The sequence below is a fragment of the Streptomyces sp. NPDC018000 genome (genome assembly GCF_044328025.1).
In the GTDB taxonomy this organism is placed as follows: Bacteria; Actinomycetota; Actinomycetes; order Streptomycetales; family Streptomycetaceae; genus Streptomyces.
Genome location: NZ_JBIRGM010000003.1, coordinates 469,851 through 487,269 on the forward strand (window position 1 = coordinate 469,851; position 17,419 = coordinate 487,269).

Below are 17,419 nucleotides of genomic sequence, written 5' to 3' on the forward strand. Positions count from 1 at the left end.
ATGGGCTTTTGCCTTTCCAGGGTATTACATGGGAGGTTCCTTGTGACGGAGACAACGACAGGTACCGACTGGGCGGCCTGGCAGGAGAGCTGGGACCGGCAGCAGGAGTGGTACATGCCCGACCGCGAGGAACGGTTCCGGGTGATGCTGGACATGGTCGAGGCCATGGTGGGGCCCCGGCCGAGAGTGCTCGATCTCGCTTGCGGTACGGGAAGTATTACGGACCGGCTGCTCAAGCGGTTCCCCGAGGCCACCAGCACGGGCGTCGACCTCGACCCGGCACTGCTCGCCATCGCGCGCGGTTACTTCGACGGCGACGAGCGCGTCACTTTCGTCGCCGCCGACCTCAAGGACCCGGACTGGGCCGGGAAGTTGCCGTACGACTCGTACGACGCCGTCCTCACCGCCACCGCCCTGCACTGGCTGCACACCGAGCCGCTCACCGCGCTCTACCGGCGGATCGGCGGGCTCGTCAGGGACGGCGGCGTGTTCATGAACGCCGACCACGTGATCGACACCGAGACCCCCCGGATCAACGCGGCCGAACGCGCCCACCGGCACGCAGCCATGGACCGTGCCAAGGCAGCGGGCGCGCTCGACTGGGCGGACTGGTGGGCCCTCGCCGCGAAGGACCCGGTCCTCGCCGGGCCGACCGCCGAGCGGTACGAGATCTACGGCGAGCACGCGGACGGCGACATGCCGTCCGTGCGGTGGCATGCCGACACCCTGCGCGACGCGGGCTTCGCCGAGGCGCGGGCTGTCTGGGCGTCCCCGTCGGACACCCTGGTGCTCGCGGTGAAGTAGGAGCAGCACGCGCAGGAATGGGCGGTACGGGCCGGTCCAGGTCCGTACCGCCCTCCTCCTGCCTTCTCAGAGCACCTTCGACAGGAACGACTTCGTCCGGTCGTGCTGCGGGTTGGTCAGTACGTCGCGCGGGTGACCCGACTCGACCACCACACCGTCGTCCATGAAGACCAGCGCATCGCCGACCTCACGGGCGAAGCCCATCTCATGGGTCACGACGACCATCGTCATGCCGTCCTCGGCGAGACCGCGCATGACGTCCAGGACATCGCCCACCAGCTCCGGGTCGAGCGCCGACGTCGGCTCGTCGAAGAGCATCAGCTTCGGCTCCATGGCCAGGGCGCGGGCGATGGCCACCCGCTGCTGCTGGCCGCCGGAGAGCTGGGAGGGGTAGTTCTTCGCCTTGTCGGCCAGGCCGACCCGGTCCAGCAGCTGCTCCGCCCGTGCCCGGGCTACGGCCTTCGCCTCTCCCTTGACCTGGACCGGGGCCTCCATGACGTTCTCGATCGCCGTCATATGAGGGAAGAGGTTGAAGCGCTGGAAGACCATGCCGATGTCCTGGCGCTTCAGGGCGACTTCGCTGTCCTTGAGCTCGTAGAGCTTGTCGCCCTTCTGGCGGTAGCCCACCAGTTCGCCGTCGACGTACAGCCGGCCGGCGTTGATCTTCTCCAGGTGGTTGATGCACCGCAAAAAGGTCGACTTGCCGGAACCGGACGGGCCGATCAGACAGAAGACCTCACGCGGGGCGACCTCCAGGTCGATGCCCTTGAGGATGTGCGCGGCGCCGAAGGACTTGTGGACGCCCTCGGCCTTCACCATGGCGGTCATGCCATGCCTCCCTTCGGGCGGCCCAGGGACAGCAGATTGGCCCTGACCTTCTGCAGCGGGGTGGGCGGCAGGCTGCGGGTCGACCCGCGTGCGTAGTACCGCTCCAGGTAGAACTGACCGATACTCAGCACCGAAGTCATGATCAAGTACCAGGTCGCGGCCAGGAAGTACATCTCGACCGGGGCTCCGGACGACTGCCCGATGTCCTGGGCGTACTTGAACAGCTCGTAGAACTGCACGGCCGCCACCAGCGACGTCGTTTTGAGCATGTTGATGACTTCGTTGCCCGTCGGCGGCACGATCACCCGCATCGCCTGCGGGATCACGACGCGCCGCAGGGTCTTGCCGTGGCTCATGCCCAGCGCGTGCGACGCCTCCGTCTGGCCCTCGTCGACCGAGAGCAGACCCGCACGGCAGATCTCGGCCATGTAGGCGGCTTCGTTGAGGCCCAGGCCGAGCAGCGCCGTCAGCAGCGGCGTCATGAAGCTCGACCAGTAGTCCTTGTAGATCGGCCCGAGGTTGATGTACTCGAAGACCAGGCCCAGGTTGAACCAGACGAACAGCTGGACCAGGACCGGGGTGCCGCGGAAGAACCAGATGTAGAACCAGGCGATCGACGAGGTCACCGGGTTCTTCGACAGCCGCATGACGGCCAGCAGGACGCCGCCGACGACGCCGATCACCATCGACAGGGCGGTCAGCAGCAGGGTCTGGCCCACGCCCTTGATGATGCGGTCGTCGAAGAAGTAGTCCGGGATCGCACCCCAGTTGATCCTGCCCTGGCTGAACGCGTAGACGATGGCGGCGAGTGCGGCGATGGCGATGACGGCCGAGACGTACCGGCCGTAGTGCCGTACCGGAATGGCCCTGATCGCCTGAGGTCCGGTCGGCGGGGTGGGGGGTATGGGCGGCTGGTCGGCCGGGCCCGTCTTTTCGATGTCAGTCACAGCGAGTGCCTTTCAGCGCCGGTGCCTCTTCAGGATCCGCCATTCACCTTGGCCTCGGTGACCGCGCCGGCCTCGACGCCCCACTTGGCGATGATCTTCCCGTACTCGCCGTTCTTGATGATCGCGTCCAGGGCCGCCTGCACGGCCTTGGTCAGCTGGTCGTTGCCCTTGGCGATGGCGATGCCGTACGGGGCGGCCTCGACCTGCTCACCGACGAGCTGGAAGTCCTTGCCGCCGCCCGAGGTCTTCACCGCGTACGCGGCGACCGGGAAGTCGGAGGAGACGGCGTCGGCGCCACCGCTGCGCAGCCGGGTCTGGGCCTCCAGGTCGTTGTCGAACGTCTCCAGGGCGATCTTCTTGCCACCCGTACACTTCTTCGACTCGGACTTGGCGAGGTCGTGCGAGACGGTGCCCCGCTGGACGGCGATCTTCTTGCCGCAGAGGTCCGCCCAGGTCTTGATTCCCTGGTCGTCGCCCTTCCTGGTGTAGATCGAGACACCGGCGGTGAAGTAGTCGACGAAGTCGACACCCTCGCCGACCTTCTTCTTCGTCTCGGAGTCGATGCCCTCCTGGCGGTCCTTGGTGTCGGTCATCGACGACATCGCCAGGTCGTAGCGCTTGGAGCGCAGGCCCGTGATCAGCGTGTCGAACGTGCCGTTCTCGAACTGGAACTTCACGCCGAGCTCCTTGCCGAGCGCGGCGCCGAGGTCGGGGTCGATGCCGACCGTATTGCCGGACTTGTCCTTGAACTCGACCGGTGGGTATGCGATGTCCGAACCGACCTTGATGACGCCCTTGTCCTTGATCTCCTGTGGCAGCAGTGCGGCGGCCGCGGAGTTCTCGGCCTTGGCCTTCGTCGAACCGGAGCTCTTGGTCTGGTCGCCACAGGCGGTCAGCAGCATGGTGCCGGCGACCGCGATGGCGCAGGCCGCTGCAATCCGGGACTTCGCGGCCGTACGGCGGGTGGTGCTTGCGGTCATGATCGGGTTTCCTCCGGCAGGTGAGGGTGATGTTGCCAGGCAGGTGCGGACATACGACACCGGATGCCGCCGCCCTGGGCGGTTACGGCATCTTGCCATTCGGATTCGCCCAAACAAGGGGCCAGTCATGTCAAAATCGGGTAACGGGCGAGCCCCGAACCTCAAGGGAACCTCAGAGGTCGCGGCACGTCGGGGCCGGACCGTCTCCAGGGATTTCATCTCCGTGCCGGAGATCTGTGGTGTGTCTCGACTGGTGGACGTCATTTCGTCGCTTCCCGGCCGGTCTTATCCAGAAACTCGACTATGAGTCGTGTCACCGCGGCGGTATGGACTCGTCCGTAATGCTGTCGGTCCGGTAAGAAAGACCTTTACACCCCTCATCCGGGGCTCAGGGCGCGTGTGCGGCGCGCCCGCGCGTATGTATTCACCCCTGCCGGGGCGGGCCAACCGCCGGGCGCAGGGAACGTACGCGGTGCCCGCCCACCCCTCCTCAACCAGGAGTGGCCACCCTCAAACGATGAAGACCTAAGGGGCCAACACCATGGCAGCGGAGATCGTCAATCCTCGCAGCGACAGTACAACCGACAGCGCCACCGATGAGCCGTTCGATCCGGCCTTCGCGCTCCACCGCGGCGGCAAGATGGCCGTGCAGGCCACCGTGCCCGTCCGTGACAAGGACGACCTTTCCCTCGCGTACACGCCCGGCGTCGCCAAGGTGTGCAGCGCCATCGCCGAGAACCCGGAGCTGGTCCACGACTACACCTGGAAGTCACAGGTCGTCGCCGTAGTGACGGACGGCACCGCGGTGCTCGGCCTCGGCGACATCGGTCCCGAGGCGTCCCTCCCCGTGATGGAGGGCAAGGCGATTCTGTTCAAGCAGTTCGGCGGCGTCGACGCGGTCCCGATCGCGCTCGCCACCACCGACGCGGACGAGATCGTCGAGACGGTCGTCCGGCTCGCGCCGTCCTTCGGCGGCGTGAACCTGGAGGACATCTCGGCGCCGCGCTGCTTCGAGATCGAGCGCAAGCTGCAGGAGCGGCTCGACATTCCGGTCTTCCACGACGACCAGCACGGCACCGCCGTCGTGACGCTCGCGGCCCTGCGCAACGCCGCGAAGCTGTCCGGCCGGAACCTCGGCGACCTGCGCGCCGTCATCTCCGGCGCCGGTGCGGCCGGGGTCGCCATCGCCAAGTTCCTGCTGGAGGCGGGGCTCGGCGACGTCGCCGTGGCCGACCGCAAGGGCATCGTCAGCCGGGACCGCGAGGACCTGACCGACGTCAAGCGCAAGCTGGCCGAGCTCACCAACCGGGCCGGGATCTCCGGACCGCTGGAGAGCGCGCTGGCCGGCGCGGACGTCTTCATCGGCGTCTCCGGCGGTACGGTCCCCGAGGCGGCCGTCGCCTCGATGGCGCCCGGCGCGTTCGTCTTCGCCATGGCCAACCCGAACCCCGAGGTCCACCCCGACGTCGCGCACAAGTACGCGGCTGTCGTGGCGACCGGGCGTTCCGACTACCCGAACCAGATCAACAACGTGCTGGCCTTCCCCGGCATCTTCGCCGGTGCCCTTCAGGTCCGGGCCTCCCGGATCACCGAGGGCATGAAGATCGCCGCGGCGAACGCGCTGGCGGATGTCGTGGGCGATGAACTGGCGGCGGACTACGTGATTCCGTCGCCGTTCGACGAGCGGGTGGCTCCTGCGGTGACGGCCGCTGTGGCCGCGGCGGCACGGGCAGAGGGCGTGGCTCGGCGCTGACGTCCGGGGTGGGGCGGGGCGCGGGTTCCCGGGTGCGGGGTGCGCCTGCGGCGGGCTTGTTCCCCACCCCGCCCCTTTGCGTAACAGCGGCTCCGCCTCCGGACCGCCGCTCCCCAATCGCCGGCGGGGGCTGGTCCCGCCCCCGCGGTGCGCGTCACACCCGTAGCCGGTTACGCGGGCCCGCGCCCCGGCCTATCGTCGAGGCCATGTTCGCCGCCTACGCATCCCGCATCGACCGCGACCACCCCCTCGACGGCCTTGAGCTGGGCGAACGCCCGGCCCCCGAGGCGCGTCCCGGCTGGAGCACCATCAGCGTCCGGGCCGCCTCCCTCAACCATCACGACCTCTGGTCCCTGCGCGGTGTCGGTCTCGCCGAGGACAAGCTGCCGATGATTCTCGGCTGCGACGCCGCAGGGATCGACCAGGACGGCAACGAGGTCGTCCTGCACTCCGTCATCGGCCAGACCGGGCACGGCGTCGGCCCGAAGGAACCCCGCTCCATCCTCACCGAGCGCTACCAGGGCACCTTCGCCGAGCAGGTCACCGTCCCCAGCTGGAACGTGCTGCCGAAGCCCAAGGAGCTCACCTTCGAGCAGGCCGCCTGTCTGCCCACCGCCTGGCTCACCGCGTACCGGATGCTCTTCACCAACGCCGGGGTTCGTCCCGGCGACTCCGTACTCGTCCAGGGCGCGGGCGGCGGCGTCGCCACCGCCGCGATCGTGCTCGGACGGGCGGCCGGGCTGCGGATCTACGCCACCAGCCGCGACGAGGCCAAGCGTAGAAGGGCCGTCGAACTCGGTGCGATCGAGGCGTACGAGCCGGGCGCGCGGCTGCCGCAGCGTGTCGACGCCGTCATCGAGACCGTCGGCGCCGCCACCTGGTCCCACTCGGTCAAGTCGCTGCGCCCCGGCGGCACGCTCGTCATCTCCGGCGCTACCAGCGGCGACCGGCCCTCGCATGCCGAGCTGACCCGGATCTTCTTCCTGGAGCTGAAGGTCGTCGGTTCGACGATGGGTTCCAAGGACGAGCTGGAGGACCTGCTGGCGTTCTGCGCGACAACCGGAGTGCGTCCCGTCATCGACGAGGTGCTACCGCTGGACCGGGCCCGCGAGGGGTTCGAGCGGCTGGCCTCGGGCGACCAGTTCGGAAAGATTGTGCTCACTTGCTCTTGAGGTGTGCGGGGTGAGCTGCTGTCATCTGCGTCATGCGAATGCGGATGGGAAGCTTACTCACCTCGGTCGTCACCTCACTCGTGCTCGCGGCGGGGGTGCTCGCCCCCGCCGCCCACGCGCGCCCCGCACCACCACCACCGGACCGTCCCGGCATTCCACGCCTCACCGACGACGAGGGCCGCACCCTCACCCTGCGCGGCTGGAACGTCGCGGACAAGGCGAACAGCGGTGAACAGGCTCTCACCGGCATCACCGAGAAGCACTTCCGCGATCTGCGTGCCAAGGGCTTCAACTTCGCCCGGCTGCTCATCTTCTGGGACGATCTGGAGCCGCGCCGGGGCCAGTACAGCGCCGCGTATCTGCGCCGGATCGAGCGAATCCTGGACTGGGCACGGAAGTACGACATCCAGGTGGTGCTCGATGCCCATCAGGACGTCTTCGGCCCGGCGTTCGGGAGCCGCGGCATCCCGGCCTGGGCGACCCGCACCGACGGGCTGCCCTTCACCCCGCACCCCGACGACTGGTTCTCCGAGTACTTCGAGCCCGCCGTGCAGCGCGCCTTCACCCACCTCTACGAGGATCCCGATCTCCAGCGCGCCCAGGCGCGGATGTGGCAGGTCGTCGCCGACCGCTTCGAGCACCACCCCGCAGTCCTCGGCTATGACTTCATCAACGAGCCGATGGGGGAGATGCAGGAGGGCGAGGACCTGGCAATGGCCGCCCGCCGCATCGAGGCCCGGCAGCTCACCCCCATGTACAACCGGCTGGTCCGCGCGGTCCGTTCGGTCGACCGCACCAACTGGCTGTTCATCGAACCCACCCCCATCGTCGGCGAGGGCATCCCCACGGGACTGGGCACCGTCGACGACCGGCGGATCGTCTACGCACCGCACTTCTACAACGCCGCCATGGAGGCGGGCGGCGACTACGACCCGTCAGCCGGCTGGCTCGAGGCGTACGAGGCCGCCGTCACCACGTACCCGGCGCAGCAGCGTATTCCGGTGGTCGTCGGTGAATGGGGCCCGCTGAACAACACACTCCCGCGGATGGGCCGCTTCTACCGGGACGCCATGGCCTCACTGAACCGCTACGCCTCGGGCTGGGCGGGCTGGGTGTGGTGCTACGGCCGCGGCTACTGTGCCCTGGACGAGCACGGGGCCTTCGCCGAGAACAAGGAACGGACCGCCACACCGTACGCGCCCGCCGTCGCCGGAACCGTCCACTCGGACACGTACGACGACACCACCGGCGTCTACCAGCTCTCCTACACGGCGGGCCGCCGCGGCACCACGGAGATCTCCCTGCCGCCGACGGCCGCGGAGTGGCGGGTCTCGGTGGCCGGCCGTGCCGCGGTCCGCCGGCACGGGGGAGAGGTACGGATCCGGGCCCGTGAGGGGGTTCGTGTCACGGTCACGGTCACCCCGGCGGCGTGACCGAGCCGGACGGGCTCAGCGGCCCTCCTCACCGGTCCGTCCGGCGTTCGCCCCGGACCGGTCCCCGCTTCACCCCGCCTTTCCGTCGTCCTTCCGCAGCAACGCCCCGATGTGGGCCGCGGCCGTCGACAGATGGCGGCGGGCCTCCGTCAGCTGGGCCTCTGTGACGCCCCGGTCCCGGGCTGCGTCGCGGATGTCGTCGCGGAAGCGGTCGAGCAGGCGGTCCAGATCACGGGCCGGGTCACCGGTCCCCGCGGTGTCCTTGCCCCATTCCGGGGCGGCGTCGGAGGGCTCGGGCTTGGTGGACGGGGGCCAGCTGCCCGTCCTCGCGAAGCTGCCCAGCTGGCCGGTGATCTCGGCCAGTCCCTCCCGTACGCCCGAGGGCCAGTCTCCGCGCGCGAAGTGCTCCTGGACCTGGCGAGCGGCGTTCTGCATCTGCTCGCGCGCCCTGTCCTGGGCCTCCTTGGCCTGACGCCGGGCCTGCTGCGCGTCCTCGCGGGCGCGGCGGGACTCGTCCTTCGCCCGGCGGGCCTGCTCCTTCCACTCCTGCTTGGCCTTGCGCAGCTCCTCCTTCGCGGCGCGCCATGCCTCCTTGTCGCCGAAGTCACCGAAGTCGCCGAAGTCACCGAAGTCGCCGAAGGTGGACTTCCAGTCGCTCTTGCGCCCGGTGGGACCGGCGGAGGTGTGCCTGTTCTCGCGCGCCGCGGCCCGCATCTCGCTGCGCAGCTTGCCGGCGGCGCCGTGTACGTCGTCCCGGATCTCGGCGGCCAGTTCGGAGACGGAGTCCCTGATCTCCTGTTCCAGATCGGCCAGTTCGTCCGTGCGGCCGGCGAGTTCGGCGCGGCCCGCGTCGGTGATCGAGTAGACCTTGCGGCCGCCCTCGGTGGCATGGGTGACGAGGCCTTCGGCCTCCAGCTTGGCGAGGCGCGGATAGACCGTGCCCGCCGAGGGCGCGTACAGCCCCTGGAAGCGCTCCTCCAGGAGCCGGATCACCTCGTAGCCATGGCGAGGGGCCTCGTCGAGCAGCTTCAGCAGATAGAGGCGGAGGCGGCCGTGGGCGAATACGGGGGGCATGTCAGAGCACCTTTCCGGTCGGCTCGGCATCGTACGGATCGTCCTCGGCCGGTGGGCGGCGCAGCAGGGCGATCGATCCCGAGACGGTCGTCGCCCTCAGCTTCCCGGCCCCGGCGCCGAGTGTGCCGGTGATCTTCTTCGCCCCCCACTGGCCGCTGACCCGCAGATCCTCGAAGCCGTTGGAGACGGCGCCGCTCGCGGTGTTCGCCTCGACCGTCGCGTCCGCCGGGTGCGGCAGCCGGATGGCGACCTCGCCGGACACCGTCGCCAACTGGATGTCCGTGGGCTTCCCGGTCGGGTCCAGGTCCAGCACCATGTTGCCGCTGACCGAGTCCGCCCGTACCGAGGGCCCGGCGCCCTCGACGACCGTCAGATCGCCCGAGACGGTCATGAAGCGCAGTTCGCCGGTGACCGACTGGGCCTCCACGCTGCCGGAGACGGTCTCGGCCCGGACCGGACCCGCGAGCCCGACGAGCGTGGTGTCGCCGGTGACGCCCCGTATGTCCGTACGCCCGCGGATTCCGGATACGACGGCTCCGGCGCCGACCACGCCCACCTCCACCGCCGACCCGGTCGGCACGGCGAGTGAGACGACAGCGCTCCGGTGCCAGCCCTTGGGGTCGAACCACTTGAGGAAGCCGTTCCACGGCAGGCCCTCGTACGCGACCGTGAGGGTGCCGCCCTCCTGGGTCACGATCAGCGGCGGGCCCTCGATCGCGGAGATCTCCAGCCGGGCCGTCGGCTCCTCGGTGCCGACGACATTGACGGTGCCCCCGACGATGCGCACATTGAGCGATGTCACGGGGTCGTCGAAGGTCAGCTTCTGGGGCTCGGCGACGGCCCATGTCGACACAGGCATGGATCTGACCTCCGGGGGAGCGCAGAATGACGCAACATATCGCGTCTCTTGAAGAACACGATATATCGCGCCTCGGGGAAGTCAAGGGAAGTCGAGTGGCATCACGAGGTCATCAATCGATCAAAAGATGTCAAATGTGGGCAAATTGCCCCAATGTGTGAGCGTGAACGCGACACCCCCGGGGGCTGCTGCTGTGCCGCCGTACGGCCGGTGGCCCATCTGCTGGGCGTCGCCCGGTCGGCTACGTCTGGCGGCTGGGGTCTTCGCGGGGAGCGAGGGCGTCGGGCCGGTCCGGCTACTCGTCCTCGTCCTCGTCGTCGAGGCGGGCCAGCCAGGTGGCGAGGCGCTCGACCGGCACCTCGAAATCGGGATTGAGATCGACGAACGTACGCAGCTGCTCGGCGAGCCACTCGAGAGTGACCTCTTCCTCGCCTCGCCGCTTCTCCAGTTCCTCGATACCGCGGTCGGTGAAATACATGCGGCAAGCCTAATGCCTGGTGACAGCCCCTCGAAGGCCGGGAGCACGTCCCCGGGCGCGGCCCGCGGCAGCCGTGCGAGCCCGTCACGAACCGGCCCGCGGCACCCCGGCGTCATGGCCCGGATCGCCCACGACCTCTGATCGGCACCACAGACCGAGGGGCCCGGTCCCGCGAGCAACTCGCGGGACCGGGCCCCTCGTTGTGCGTACAGTGACCGGTCAGGCCTCGAAGACCTCGGCGACCAGCTGTGCCTGCTCGGCCTGGTGGCGCTTGGCCGAGCCGACCGCCGGGGACGAGCTGTGCGGCCGCGAGATGCGACGCAGGCGCTCACCGTGCGGGACGTCGGCGCCGACGGCCAGGTCCAGGTGGTCGATCAGGTTCAGGGCGATGAACGGCCAGGCGCCCTGGTTGGCCGGCTCCTCCTGGGCCCAGAGGTACTTCTCGGCGTTCGGGTACTTGGCGATCTCGGCCTGCACCTCGGCGCCCGGCAGCGGGTACAGGCGCTCCAGACGGATAATCGCGGTGTCCGTGACGCCACGCTTCTCGCGCTCGGCCTCCAGGTCGTAGTAGACCTTGCCGGCGCAGAAGACGACCTTGCGGACGTCGTTCGCGTTCACCGTGTCGTCGCCGATCACCGGGCGGAAGCCGCCGGTGGTGAACTCCTCCGCCTTCGACGCGGCCGCCTTGAGGCGGAGCATCGACTTCGGGGTGAAGACGACCAGCGGCTTGTGGTGCGGGTTGTGCACCTGCCACCGCAGGAGGTGGAAGTAGTTCGACGGCAGGGTCGGCATGGCGACCGTCATGTTGTTCTGCGCGCACAGCTGGAGGAAGCGCTCCGGGCGGGCGGACGAGTGGTCCGGGCCCTGGCCCTCGTAGCCGTGCGGCAGCAGCAGCGTGACGCCGGAGGTCTGGCCCCACTTCTGCTCGGCCGAGGAGATGAACTCGTCGACGACGGTCTGCGCGCCGTTGACGAAGTCACCGAACTGGGCCTCCCAGACGACCAGCGACTCCGGACGGGCCAGCGAGTAGCCGTACTCGAAGCCCATCGCCGCGTACTCGCTGAGGAGCGAGTCGTAGACGTTGTAACGGGCCTGGTCGTCGGAGAGGTAGAGCAGCGGGGTGTAGTCCTCGCCGGTCACCTGGTCGACGAGGACCGCGTGCCGCTGGCCGAAGGTGCCGCGGCGGGTGTCCTGGCCGGCGAGCCGGACCGGGGTGCCCTCCATCAGCAGCGAACCGATGGCCAGGGTCTCGCCCATGCCCCAGTCGATCGTGCCGTTCTCCACCGAGGCCGCGCGACGCTGCATCTGCGGCATCAGACGGGGGTGGACGGTGATCCGGTCGGGGATGTTGACCTGGGACTCCGCGATGACCTTCACGACCTCCTGGGAGACCGCGGTGGTCACGTCGACCGGGAACTCGGGCTGGACCTCGGGGGCGTGTGCCGGAGCCGGCAGCGAGGTGGCCTCGCGGACCTCCGCGAAGACCTTCTCCAGCTGGCCCTGGAAGTCCTGGAGGGCCTGCTCGGCCTCTTCCAGCGTGATGTCGCCGCGACCGATGAGGGACTCGGTGTAGAGCTTGCGCACCGAGCGCTTCTTGTCGATCAGGGTGTACATCTGCGGGTTGGTGAACTCCGGGTTGTCGCCCTCGTTGTGACCGCGGCGGCGGTAGCAGATGAGGTCGATCACGACGTCCTTGTTGAACGCCTGCCGGAACTCGAATGCCAGGCGCGCGACACGGACGACGGCCTCGGGGTCGTCACCGTTGACGTGGATGATCGGCGCCTCGATCATGCGCGCCACGTCCGTGGCGTACATCGAGGAGCGCGAGGACTCCGGGGCGGCGGTGAAGCCGACCTGGTTGTTGATCACCACGTGCACGGTGCCGCCGGTGCGGTAGCCGCGCAGCTGCGACATGTTGAGCGTCTCGGCGACGACGCCCTGGCCCGCGAAGGCCGCGTCGCCGTGGAGCGCGACGGGCAGGACAGTGAAGTCCGTGCCGCCCTTGTTGATGAGGTCCTGCTTGGCACGGGTGATGCCCTCCAGGACCGGGTCGACCGCCTCCAGGTGCGAGGGGTTGGCGGCCAGAGAGACCTTGATCTGCTCGCCGTCCAGACCGGTGAAGGTGCCCTCGGCGCCCAGGTGGTACTTCACGTCGCCGGAGCCGTGCATCGACCGGGGGTCGAGGTTGCCCTCGAACTCGCGGAAGATCTGCGCGTACGACTTGCCGACGATGTTCGCCAGCACGTTCAGCCGGCCGCGGTGGGCCATGCCGATGACGACCTCGTCGAGGCGGGCCTCGGCGGCGGAGTCGATGACCGCGTCGAGCAGCGGGATGACGGACTCGCCGCCCTCCAGCGAGAACCGCTTCTGACCGACGTACTTGGTTTGCAGGAACGTCTCGAACGCCTCGGCGGCGTTCAGCCGGCGCAGGATGCGCAGCTGCTCCTCGCGCTCGGGCTGCTGGGTGCGCGTGCGCTCCACCCGGTCCTGGATCCACTTGCGCTGCTTCGGGTCCTGGATGTGCATGAACTCGATGCCGGTGGTGCGGCAGTACGACTCACGCAGCACACCGAGGATGTCGCGGAGCTTCATCATCGACTTGCCGGCGAAACCGCCGACCGCGAAGTCCCGCTCCAGGTCCCACAGGGTGAGGCCGTGCTCGGTGATGTCCAGGTCGGGGTGCTTGCGCTGGCGGTACTCCAGCGGGTCGGTGTCGGCCATGACATGACCGCGGACCCGGTAGGAGTGGATCAGCTCGAAGACCCGCGCGGCCTTGGTCACGTCGTTGTCGTGCGACGCGTCGATGTCCGTGAGCCAGCGGACCGGCTCGTACGGAATGCGCAGCGACTTGAAGATCTCGTCGTAGAACTCGTTCTCGCCGAGGAGGAGCTGGGCGACGATCCGCAGGAACTCGCCGGAGGCGGCGCCCTGGATGACCCGGTGGTCGTACGTCGAGGTCAGCGTCATGATCTTGGAGATGCCCAGCTTGTTCAGGGTGTCCTGGGAGGTGCCCTGGAACTCTGCCGGGTAGTCCATCGCGCCGACGCCCATGATGAGGCCCTGTCCGGGCATCAGGCGGGGCACCGAGTGCACGGTGCCGATGCCGCCGGGGTTGGTCAGCGAGGCGGTGACTCCGGTGAAGTCGTCCATGCCGAGCTTGCCGTTGCGGGCGCGGCGGACGATGTCCTCGTAGGCCTGCCAGAACTCGAAGAAGTTGAGCGTCTCGGCCTTCTTGATGGCCGCGACGACCAGCTGGCGGTCGCCGTTCGGCTTCACCAGGTCGATGGCCAGGCCGAGGTTGACGTGGTCCGGCTTGACCAGGGTCGGCTTGCCGTCCTTCAGCGCGAAGGAGTGGTTCATCGCCGGCATGGCCTTGAGGGCCTGCACCATCGCGTACCCGATGAGGTGCGTGAAGGAGATCTTCCCGCCCCGGGCGCGCTTGAGGTGGTTGTTGATGACGATGCGGTTGTCGAAGAGCAGCTTCACCGGAACGGCGCGGACGGACGTGGCCGTCGGCAGCTCCAGCGACGCGTTCATGTTCTTCGCGACGGCGGCCGACGGGCCGCGCAGCGTCACGTACTCCGGTCCTGCCGGGGCCTCGGTGGCCTCAGCCGCGGCGGGCTTGGCCGGGGCAGGCGCGGCGGCCTTCGCGGCCGGAGCCGGGGCTGCCTTCGCCGGGGCCGCCGGAGCAGCGGCGGCGGGAGCGGCCTGTGCGGGCGCCGGAGCCACGGGCGCGGCGGCCTTCGCGGCCGGAGCCGGGGCCTGCGTCCCAGTGGCCTGAGGTGCGGTGGTCGGTGCGGTGGCGGTCGGGATCACCGCAGCCCCCGCGGCTGCGGCGCCGGGAAGGGGCTTGTCCGCCGTGCCGGACGTACCCGGCTTGTAGTCGGCGAAGAAGTCCCACCAGGCGCGATCGACCGAACTGGGATCCTGGAGGTACTGCTGGTAGATCTCGTCGACGAGCCACTCATTGGGGCCGAAAGCTGCAGCCGGGTCCGAACCCGGGGTGGCTTGGTCGGTCGAGATGCTCGAGTTACTGGGGGACTGAGACGACACGGCGGCAACCGCCCTCTTCCGCTTCACAAGGTGATGGACAGCGGAAATCAAGGCTACGCCTCCCCGGCCGTTCCATGCAGGCCGGGCCGGTCTTCGTCGTGCAAGTCACATCGGAAGGCGGGTTTCGGTGCAGGAAATGGCGGGAAACAAGCATGGTTCCGCTTCGCTTCGGGCACGCGGGACCGCGGTTACGGCCCCCTGGACCGTACCTCTTGAACGGGACACGCAGAACGTGCCCTTCCGGTTCGAACCTTATGTCAACCTTGCGGTGTTCGAATCCCCGGAAGAGTGACCTGGATGCGGCAGCCGCGAGCAGATTCGGCCACGCCGATTCGTCCACCGTGCAGATCCACCGCCCAGCGGGCGATCGCCAGGCCCAGGCCCGTACCGCCGTCACTGCCCGGACCGTGCGGGGACGGTACCTGGCCGCGGTTGAAACGCTCGAAGACCCGGTGCCTCTCGGACTCAGGAATGCCCGGGCCCTCGTCCAGAATCTCCAGTGCCAGGGACTCCGGTCCGGCCCCGCGCCGGGCCAGCACGGTGACCCGGCCGTGCGGCGGGCTGTGCTTGACGGCGTTGTCGACCAGATTGGCCACCACCTGGTGCAGCCGTTCCGTATCCGCGTGCGCGGTCAGCTCGGGCGGCGACACATCCAGATGCAGATGCACGTCCTTGCGGGTGTGATTCCCGGAACCGGAAGGCAGCCGGCGGTGCGAGGCGGCGAGGTTCGCCTCCTTCAGCACACCCGACAGATACGGCCACACCTCGAAACGGCGGGCCTTCAGTGTGACGACCCCGTTGTCCAGGCGGGACAGGTCCAGCAGCGTCTCCACCAGCCTGCCGAGCCGCTCGGTCTGCTGCAGCGCCGTACGCATGGTCTCCGGATCGGCCGAGGACACCCCGTCCACGACGTTCTCCAGCACGGCTCTCAGTGCCGCGATGGGTGTCCGTAGCTCATGCGACACATTGGCCACCAGCTCCTTGCGGTTCCGGTCCACGGCCTCCAGATCGTCCGCCATGCGGTTGATCGTCTGGGCCAGATCGCCGAGTTCGTCACGCCGGTCGGCGCCGCTCACCCGTCTGGTGTAGTCACCGTGCGATATCGACCGGGCCACGGTCGTCATCTCGTCCAGCGGCGCCGTCAGACCGTGCGCCACGAACTGGGTGATCAGCAGGGTCGCGATCATCGAGAACACCGTGATGAAGCGGAACTCGGTTCTGGTACGCAGGGCCACCATCAGCAGCCCGGTGGTGATGAACACCGAGACCACCACGAGCGTGCCCAGTTTGGCCTTGACCGAGAAAGGGCGCAGTCCGGGACCGGGCCGGGTCATGGCGACAGGGTCTCCAGGGCGTAGCCGACCCCGTGCACGGTACGGATCCGCTCCGCACCGATCTTCCGGCGCAGCGCCTTGATGTGGCTGTCGACGGTACGGGTGCCGGAGGCGTCCGCCCAGTCCCAGACCTCGGCCAGCAACTGCTCCCGGGAGAGCACCGCGCGTGGGGTATTGGCCAGGCAGACCAGCAGATCGAACTCGGTCGGCGTGAGGTGGACGTCCTCGGCGCGCACCCGGACCCGGCGCTGCGCGTGATCGATCTCCAGCTCGCCGAGGCGCAGTATGCCGCTGCGCGGTGTCACCGCGGCCAGCGCCGCACGCTCGACCCGGCGCAGCAGGACGTGCACCCGCGCTGCCAGCTCGCGCATCGAGAACGGCTTGGTCATGTAGTCGTCGGCGCCGACCCCGAGGCCGACCAGCATGTCGGTCTCGTCGTCCCTGGCGGTCAGCATCAGCACCGGCACCGGCCGCTGGGCCTGTACTCGGCGGCAGACCTCCAGGCCGTCGAAGCCGGGGAGCATGATGTCGAGCACCATCAGATCGGGCTGCCACGCCTCCGCCGCGTCCACGGCCGCGGGCCCGTCGAGTGCGGTCTGCACCAGAAACCCCTCGGCCCGTAGCCGGGCGGAAATGGCATCGACGATCGTGACGTCGTCCTCGACCACCAGCACCCGGCGCTGCGCGCCCGGCGTGGCTGCGACACCGTTGTGGGTGGTGTGTGTCTGTTCCATCGCCCCGCCCCTGCCCGCTCTCACGGGGGTCATTCCCCCGGAGGCACGGTCTTCGCTTGTGGATTACATGGGTGTGAATCCCGTTACCGGTCAGCAGCGTAAAGGCAGCGGACGGCTCTCGGCTACGCAGGGTATAGCGGCTTGGACACGACGAAGTGACGGTGCGTCGGCCTTGTGGCGCTCAGCCCCGGGGCTTTTGGGGGCCGAGCGCGCCCGGCAGGCGGTTTCAGACTGTTCGAAGTGCGAGATGAACCACGTCGGGAACACCTCGGGCAACACTTACCTCTTCAGTCCTTACCCCGCTGAATCCGGCATTCCGCAAGGCTTGTTCGAAGTCGGCGGATGGTTGGGCGGACCACACCGCGAGAACGCCGCCCGGTGTCAGCCGCTCCCGGCAGTCCGCCAGACCGGCGGGGGAGTACAGGCTCGTGTTGTCCTCGGTGACGGTCCAGTCCGGTCCGTTGTCGATGTCCAGACACAGGGCGTCGTAACGGTCCGTAGTCGTATGCAAGTACGCAATGAGATCGGTCGTCAGGATCGCGGTCCGCGGATCGGCGAGCGCCGCACCGGAGATCCCGGCCAGCGGCCCCTCAAGATGCCAGTCCACGATCGCCTGCTCCCGCTCGACGACGGCGATCCGCCCCCACCGCGGCTCGGCGGCGGCCCGGACGAGCGAGAACCCGACCCCGAGACCCCCGATGAGCACCGCCGGTGCTGCCCGGTCGGCGGGCAGTGCGGCCAGCGCCGCGTCGATCAGCAGCCGCTCGGAACGCCCGTCGGAGGTGTCCATGAGAAAGCACCCATTGGCGATGATCTCGAAGTCGTCCCCCCGCTCCCGCAGAACGACCTCGCCGTACGGGCCTTCGCGGCGGTCGAGCGTGACGGGGGCGAGGCGTTCGGGGCCGTGGCTGTCGAGCATGGCGCGGATCTCCGGTGGATGGCGGACACAGTCCCTGCCATCCTGGCCGCT

At 68.9% G+C, this 17,419-nt stretch carries 14 protein-coding genes; 4 read left to right on the forward strand and 10 right to left on the reverse strand.

The genetic code is table 11. The annotated features are described in order from the left end of the window. Window positions 1-804: a class I SAM-dependent methyltransferase gene (locus ACH4EW_RS10625; RefSeq protein WP_398254221.1), complete on the forward strand. Its 804-nt coding sequence runs from the start codon at window positions 1-3 to the stop codon at window positions 802-804. Window positions 805-870: 66 nt separating this feature from the next. Here the strand turns inward: ACH4EW_RS10625 and ACH4EW_RS10630 are convergent, their stop codons facing one another. The 3 genes from ACH4EW_RS10630 to ACH4EW_RS10640 are packed head-to-tail and all read right to left on the reverse strand — an operon-like array spanning window position 871 to window position 3,559. Next, entirely contained in the window at window positions 871-1,632 is a 762-nt protein-coding gene (locus tag ACH4EW_RS10630) for an amino acid ABC transporter ATP-binding protein (protein WP_398254223.1), read from the reverse strand. Beyond that, the gene (locus ACH4EW_RS10635; protein ID WP_398254226.1) at window positions 1,629-2,579 is read right to left on the reverse strand and encodes an amino acid ABC transporter permease; all 951 of its coding nucleotides are present in this window, start codon (window positions 2,577-2,579) and stop codon (window positions 1,629-1,631) included. The genes ACH4EW_RS10630 and ACH4EW_RS10635 overlap by 4 nt, the downstream gene beginning before the upstream one ends. Window positions 2,580-2,608: 29 nt before the next feature. Further along, the gene (locus ACH4EW_RS10640) at window positions 2,609-3,559 is read right to left on the reverse strand and encodes an ABC transporter substrate-binding protein (RefSeq protein ID WP_398254228.1); all 951 of its coding nucleotides are present in this window, start codon (window positions 3,557-3,559) and stop codon (window positions 2,609-2,611) included. Between the two features lie 541 nt (window positions 3,560-4,100). Here ACH4EW_RS10640 and ACH4EW_RS10645 point away from each other — a divergent pair. From ACH4EW_RS10645 to ACH4EW_RS10655, 3 genes are all read left to right on the forward strand, one after another. Further along, the gene (locus ACH4EW_RS10645) at window positions 4,101-5,312 is read left to right on the forward strand and encodes an NADP-dependent malic enzyme (protein WP_398254231.1); all 1,212 of its coding nucleotides are present in this window, start codon (window positions 4,101-4,103) and stop codon (window positions 5,310-5,312) included. Between the two features lie 206 nt (window positions 5,313-5,518). After that, a complete protein-coding gene (locus ACH4EW_RS10650) occupies window positions 5,519-6,484 on the forward strand; it encodes a zinc-binding dehydrogenase (protein WP_398254234.1) in 966 nt (321 codons plus the stop codon). A gap of 38 nt (window positions 6,485-6,522) precedes the next feature. Continuing rightward, on the forward strand, window positions 6,523-7,917 hold the full coding sequence (locus ACH4EW_RS10655; protein WP_398254236.1) for a cellulase family glycosylhydrolase: 1,395 nt from the start codon (window positions 6,523-6,525) through the stop codon (window positions 7,915-7,917). 69 nt (window positions 7,918-7,986) lie between these two features. Here the strand turns inward: ACH4EW_RS10655 and ACH4EW_RS10660 are convergent, their stop codons facing one another. The 7 genes from ACH4EW_RS10660 to ACH4EW_RS10690 form a co-directional block, all read right to left on the reverse strand. Then, entirely contained in the window at window positions 7,987-8,991 is a 1,005-nt protein-coding gene (locus tag ACH4EW_RS10660) for a helix-turn-helix transcriptional regulator (protein WP_398254239.1), read from the reverse strand. A 1-nt stretch (window position 8,992) separates the two neighbouring features. Next, on the reverse strand, window positions 8,993-9,850 hold the full coding sequence (locus tag ACH4EW_RS10665; RefSeq protein WP_398254241.1) for a DUF4097 family beta strand repeat-containing protein: 858 nt from the start codon (window positions 9,848-9,850) through the stop codon (window positions 8,993-8,995). Between the two features lie 295 nt (window positions 9,851-10,145). Then, the gene (locus ACH4EW_RS10670) at window positions 10,146-10,328 is read right to left on the reverse strand and encodes a DUF6104 family protein (protein WP_224298382.1); all 183 of its coding nucleotides are present in this window, start codon (window positions 10,326-10,328) and stop codon (window positions 10,146-10,148) included. 219 nt (window positions 10,329-10,547) lie between these two features. Beyond that, window positions 10,548-14,381, reverse strand: coding sequence for a multifunctional oxoglutarate decarboxylase/oxoglutarate dehydrogenase thiamine pyrophosphate-binding subunit/dihydrolipoyllysine-residue succinyltransferase subunit (locus ACH4EW_RS10675; RefSeq protein WP_398254245.1), 3,834 nt, complete (start codon window positions 14,379-14,381; stop codon window positions 10,548-10,550). A 257-nt stretch (window positions 14,382-14,638) separates the two neighbouring features. Further along, a complete protein-coding gene (locus ACH4EW_RS10680) occupies window positions 14,639-15,715 on the reverse strand; it encodes an ATP-binding protein (protein ID WP_398254247.1) in 1,077 nt (358 codons plus the stop codon). Next, entirely contained in the window at window positions 15,712-16,449 is a 738-nt protein-coding gene (locus ACH4EW_RS10685) for a response regulator transcription factor (protein WP_398254249.1), read from the reverse strand. Before ACH4EW_RS10685 ends, ACH4EW_RS10680 begins: the two co-directional genes overlap by 4 nt. A 226-nt stretch (window positions 16,450-16,675) precedes the next feature. Continuing rightward, window positions 16,676-17,368, reverse strand: coding sequence for a spermidine synthase (locus tag ACH4EW_RS10690; protein WP_398254252.1), 693 nt, complete (start codon window positions 17,366-17,368; stop codon window positions 16,676-16,678). Window positions 17,369-17,419: the final 51 nt, after the last annotated feature.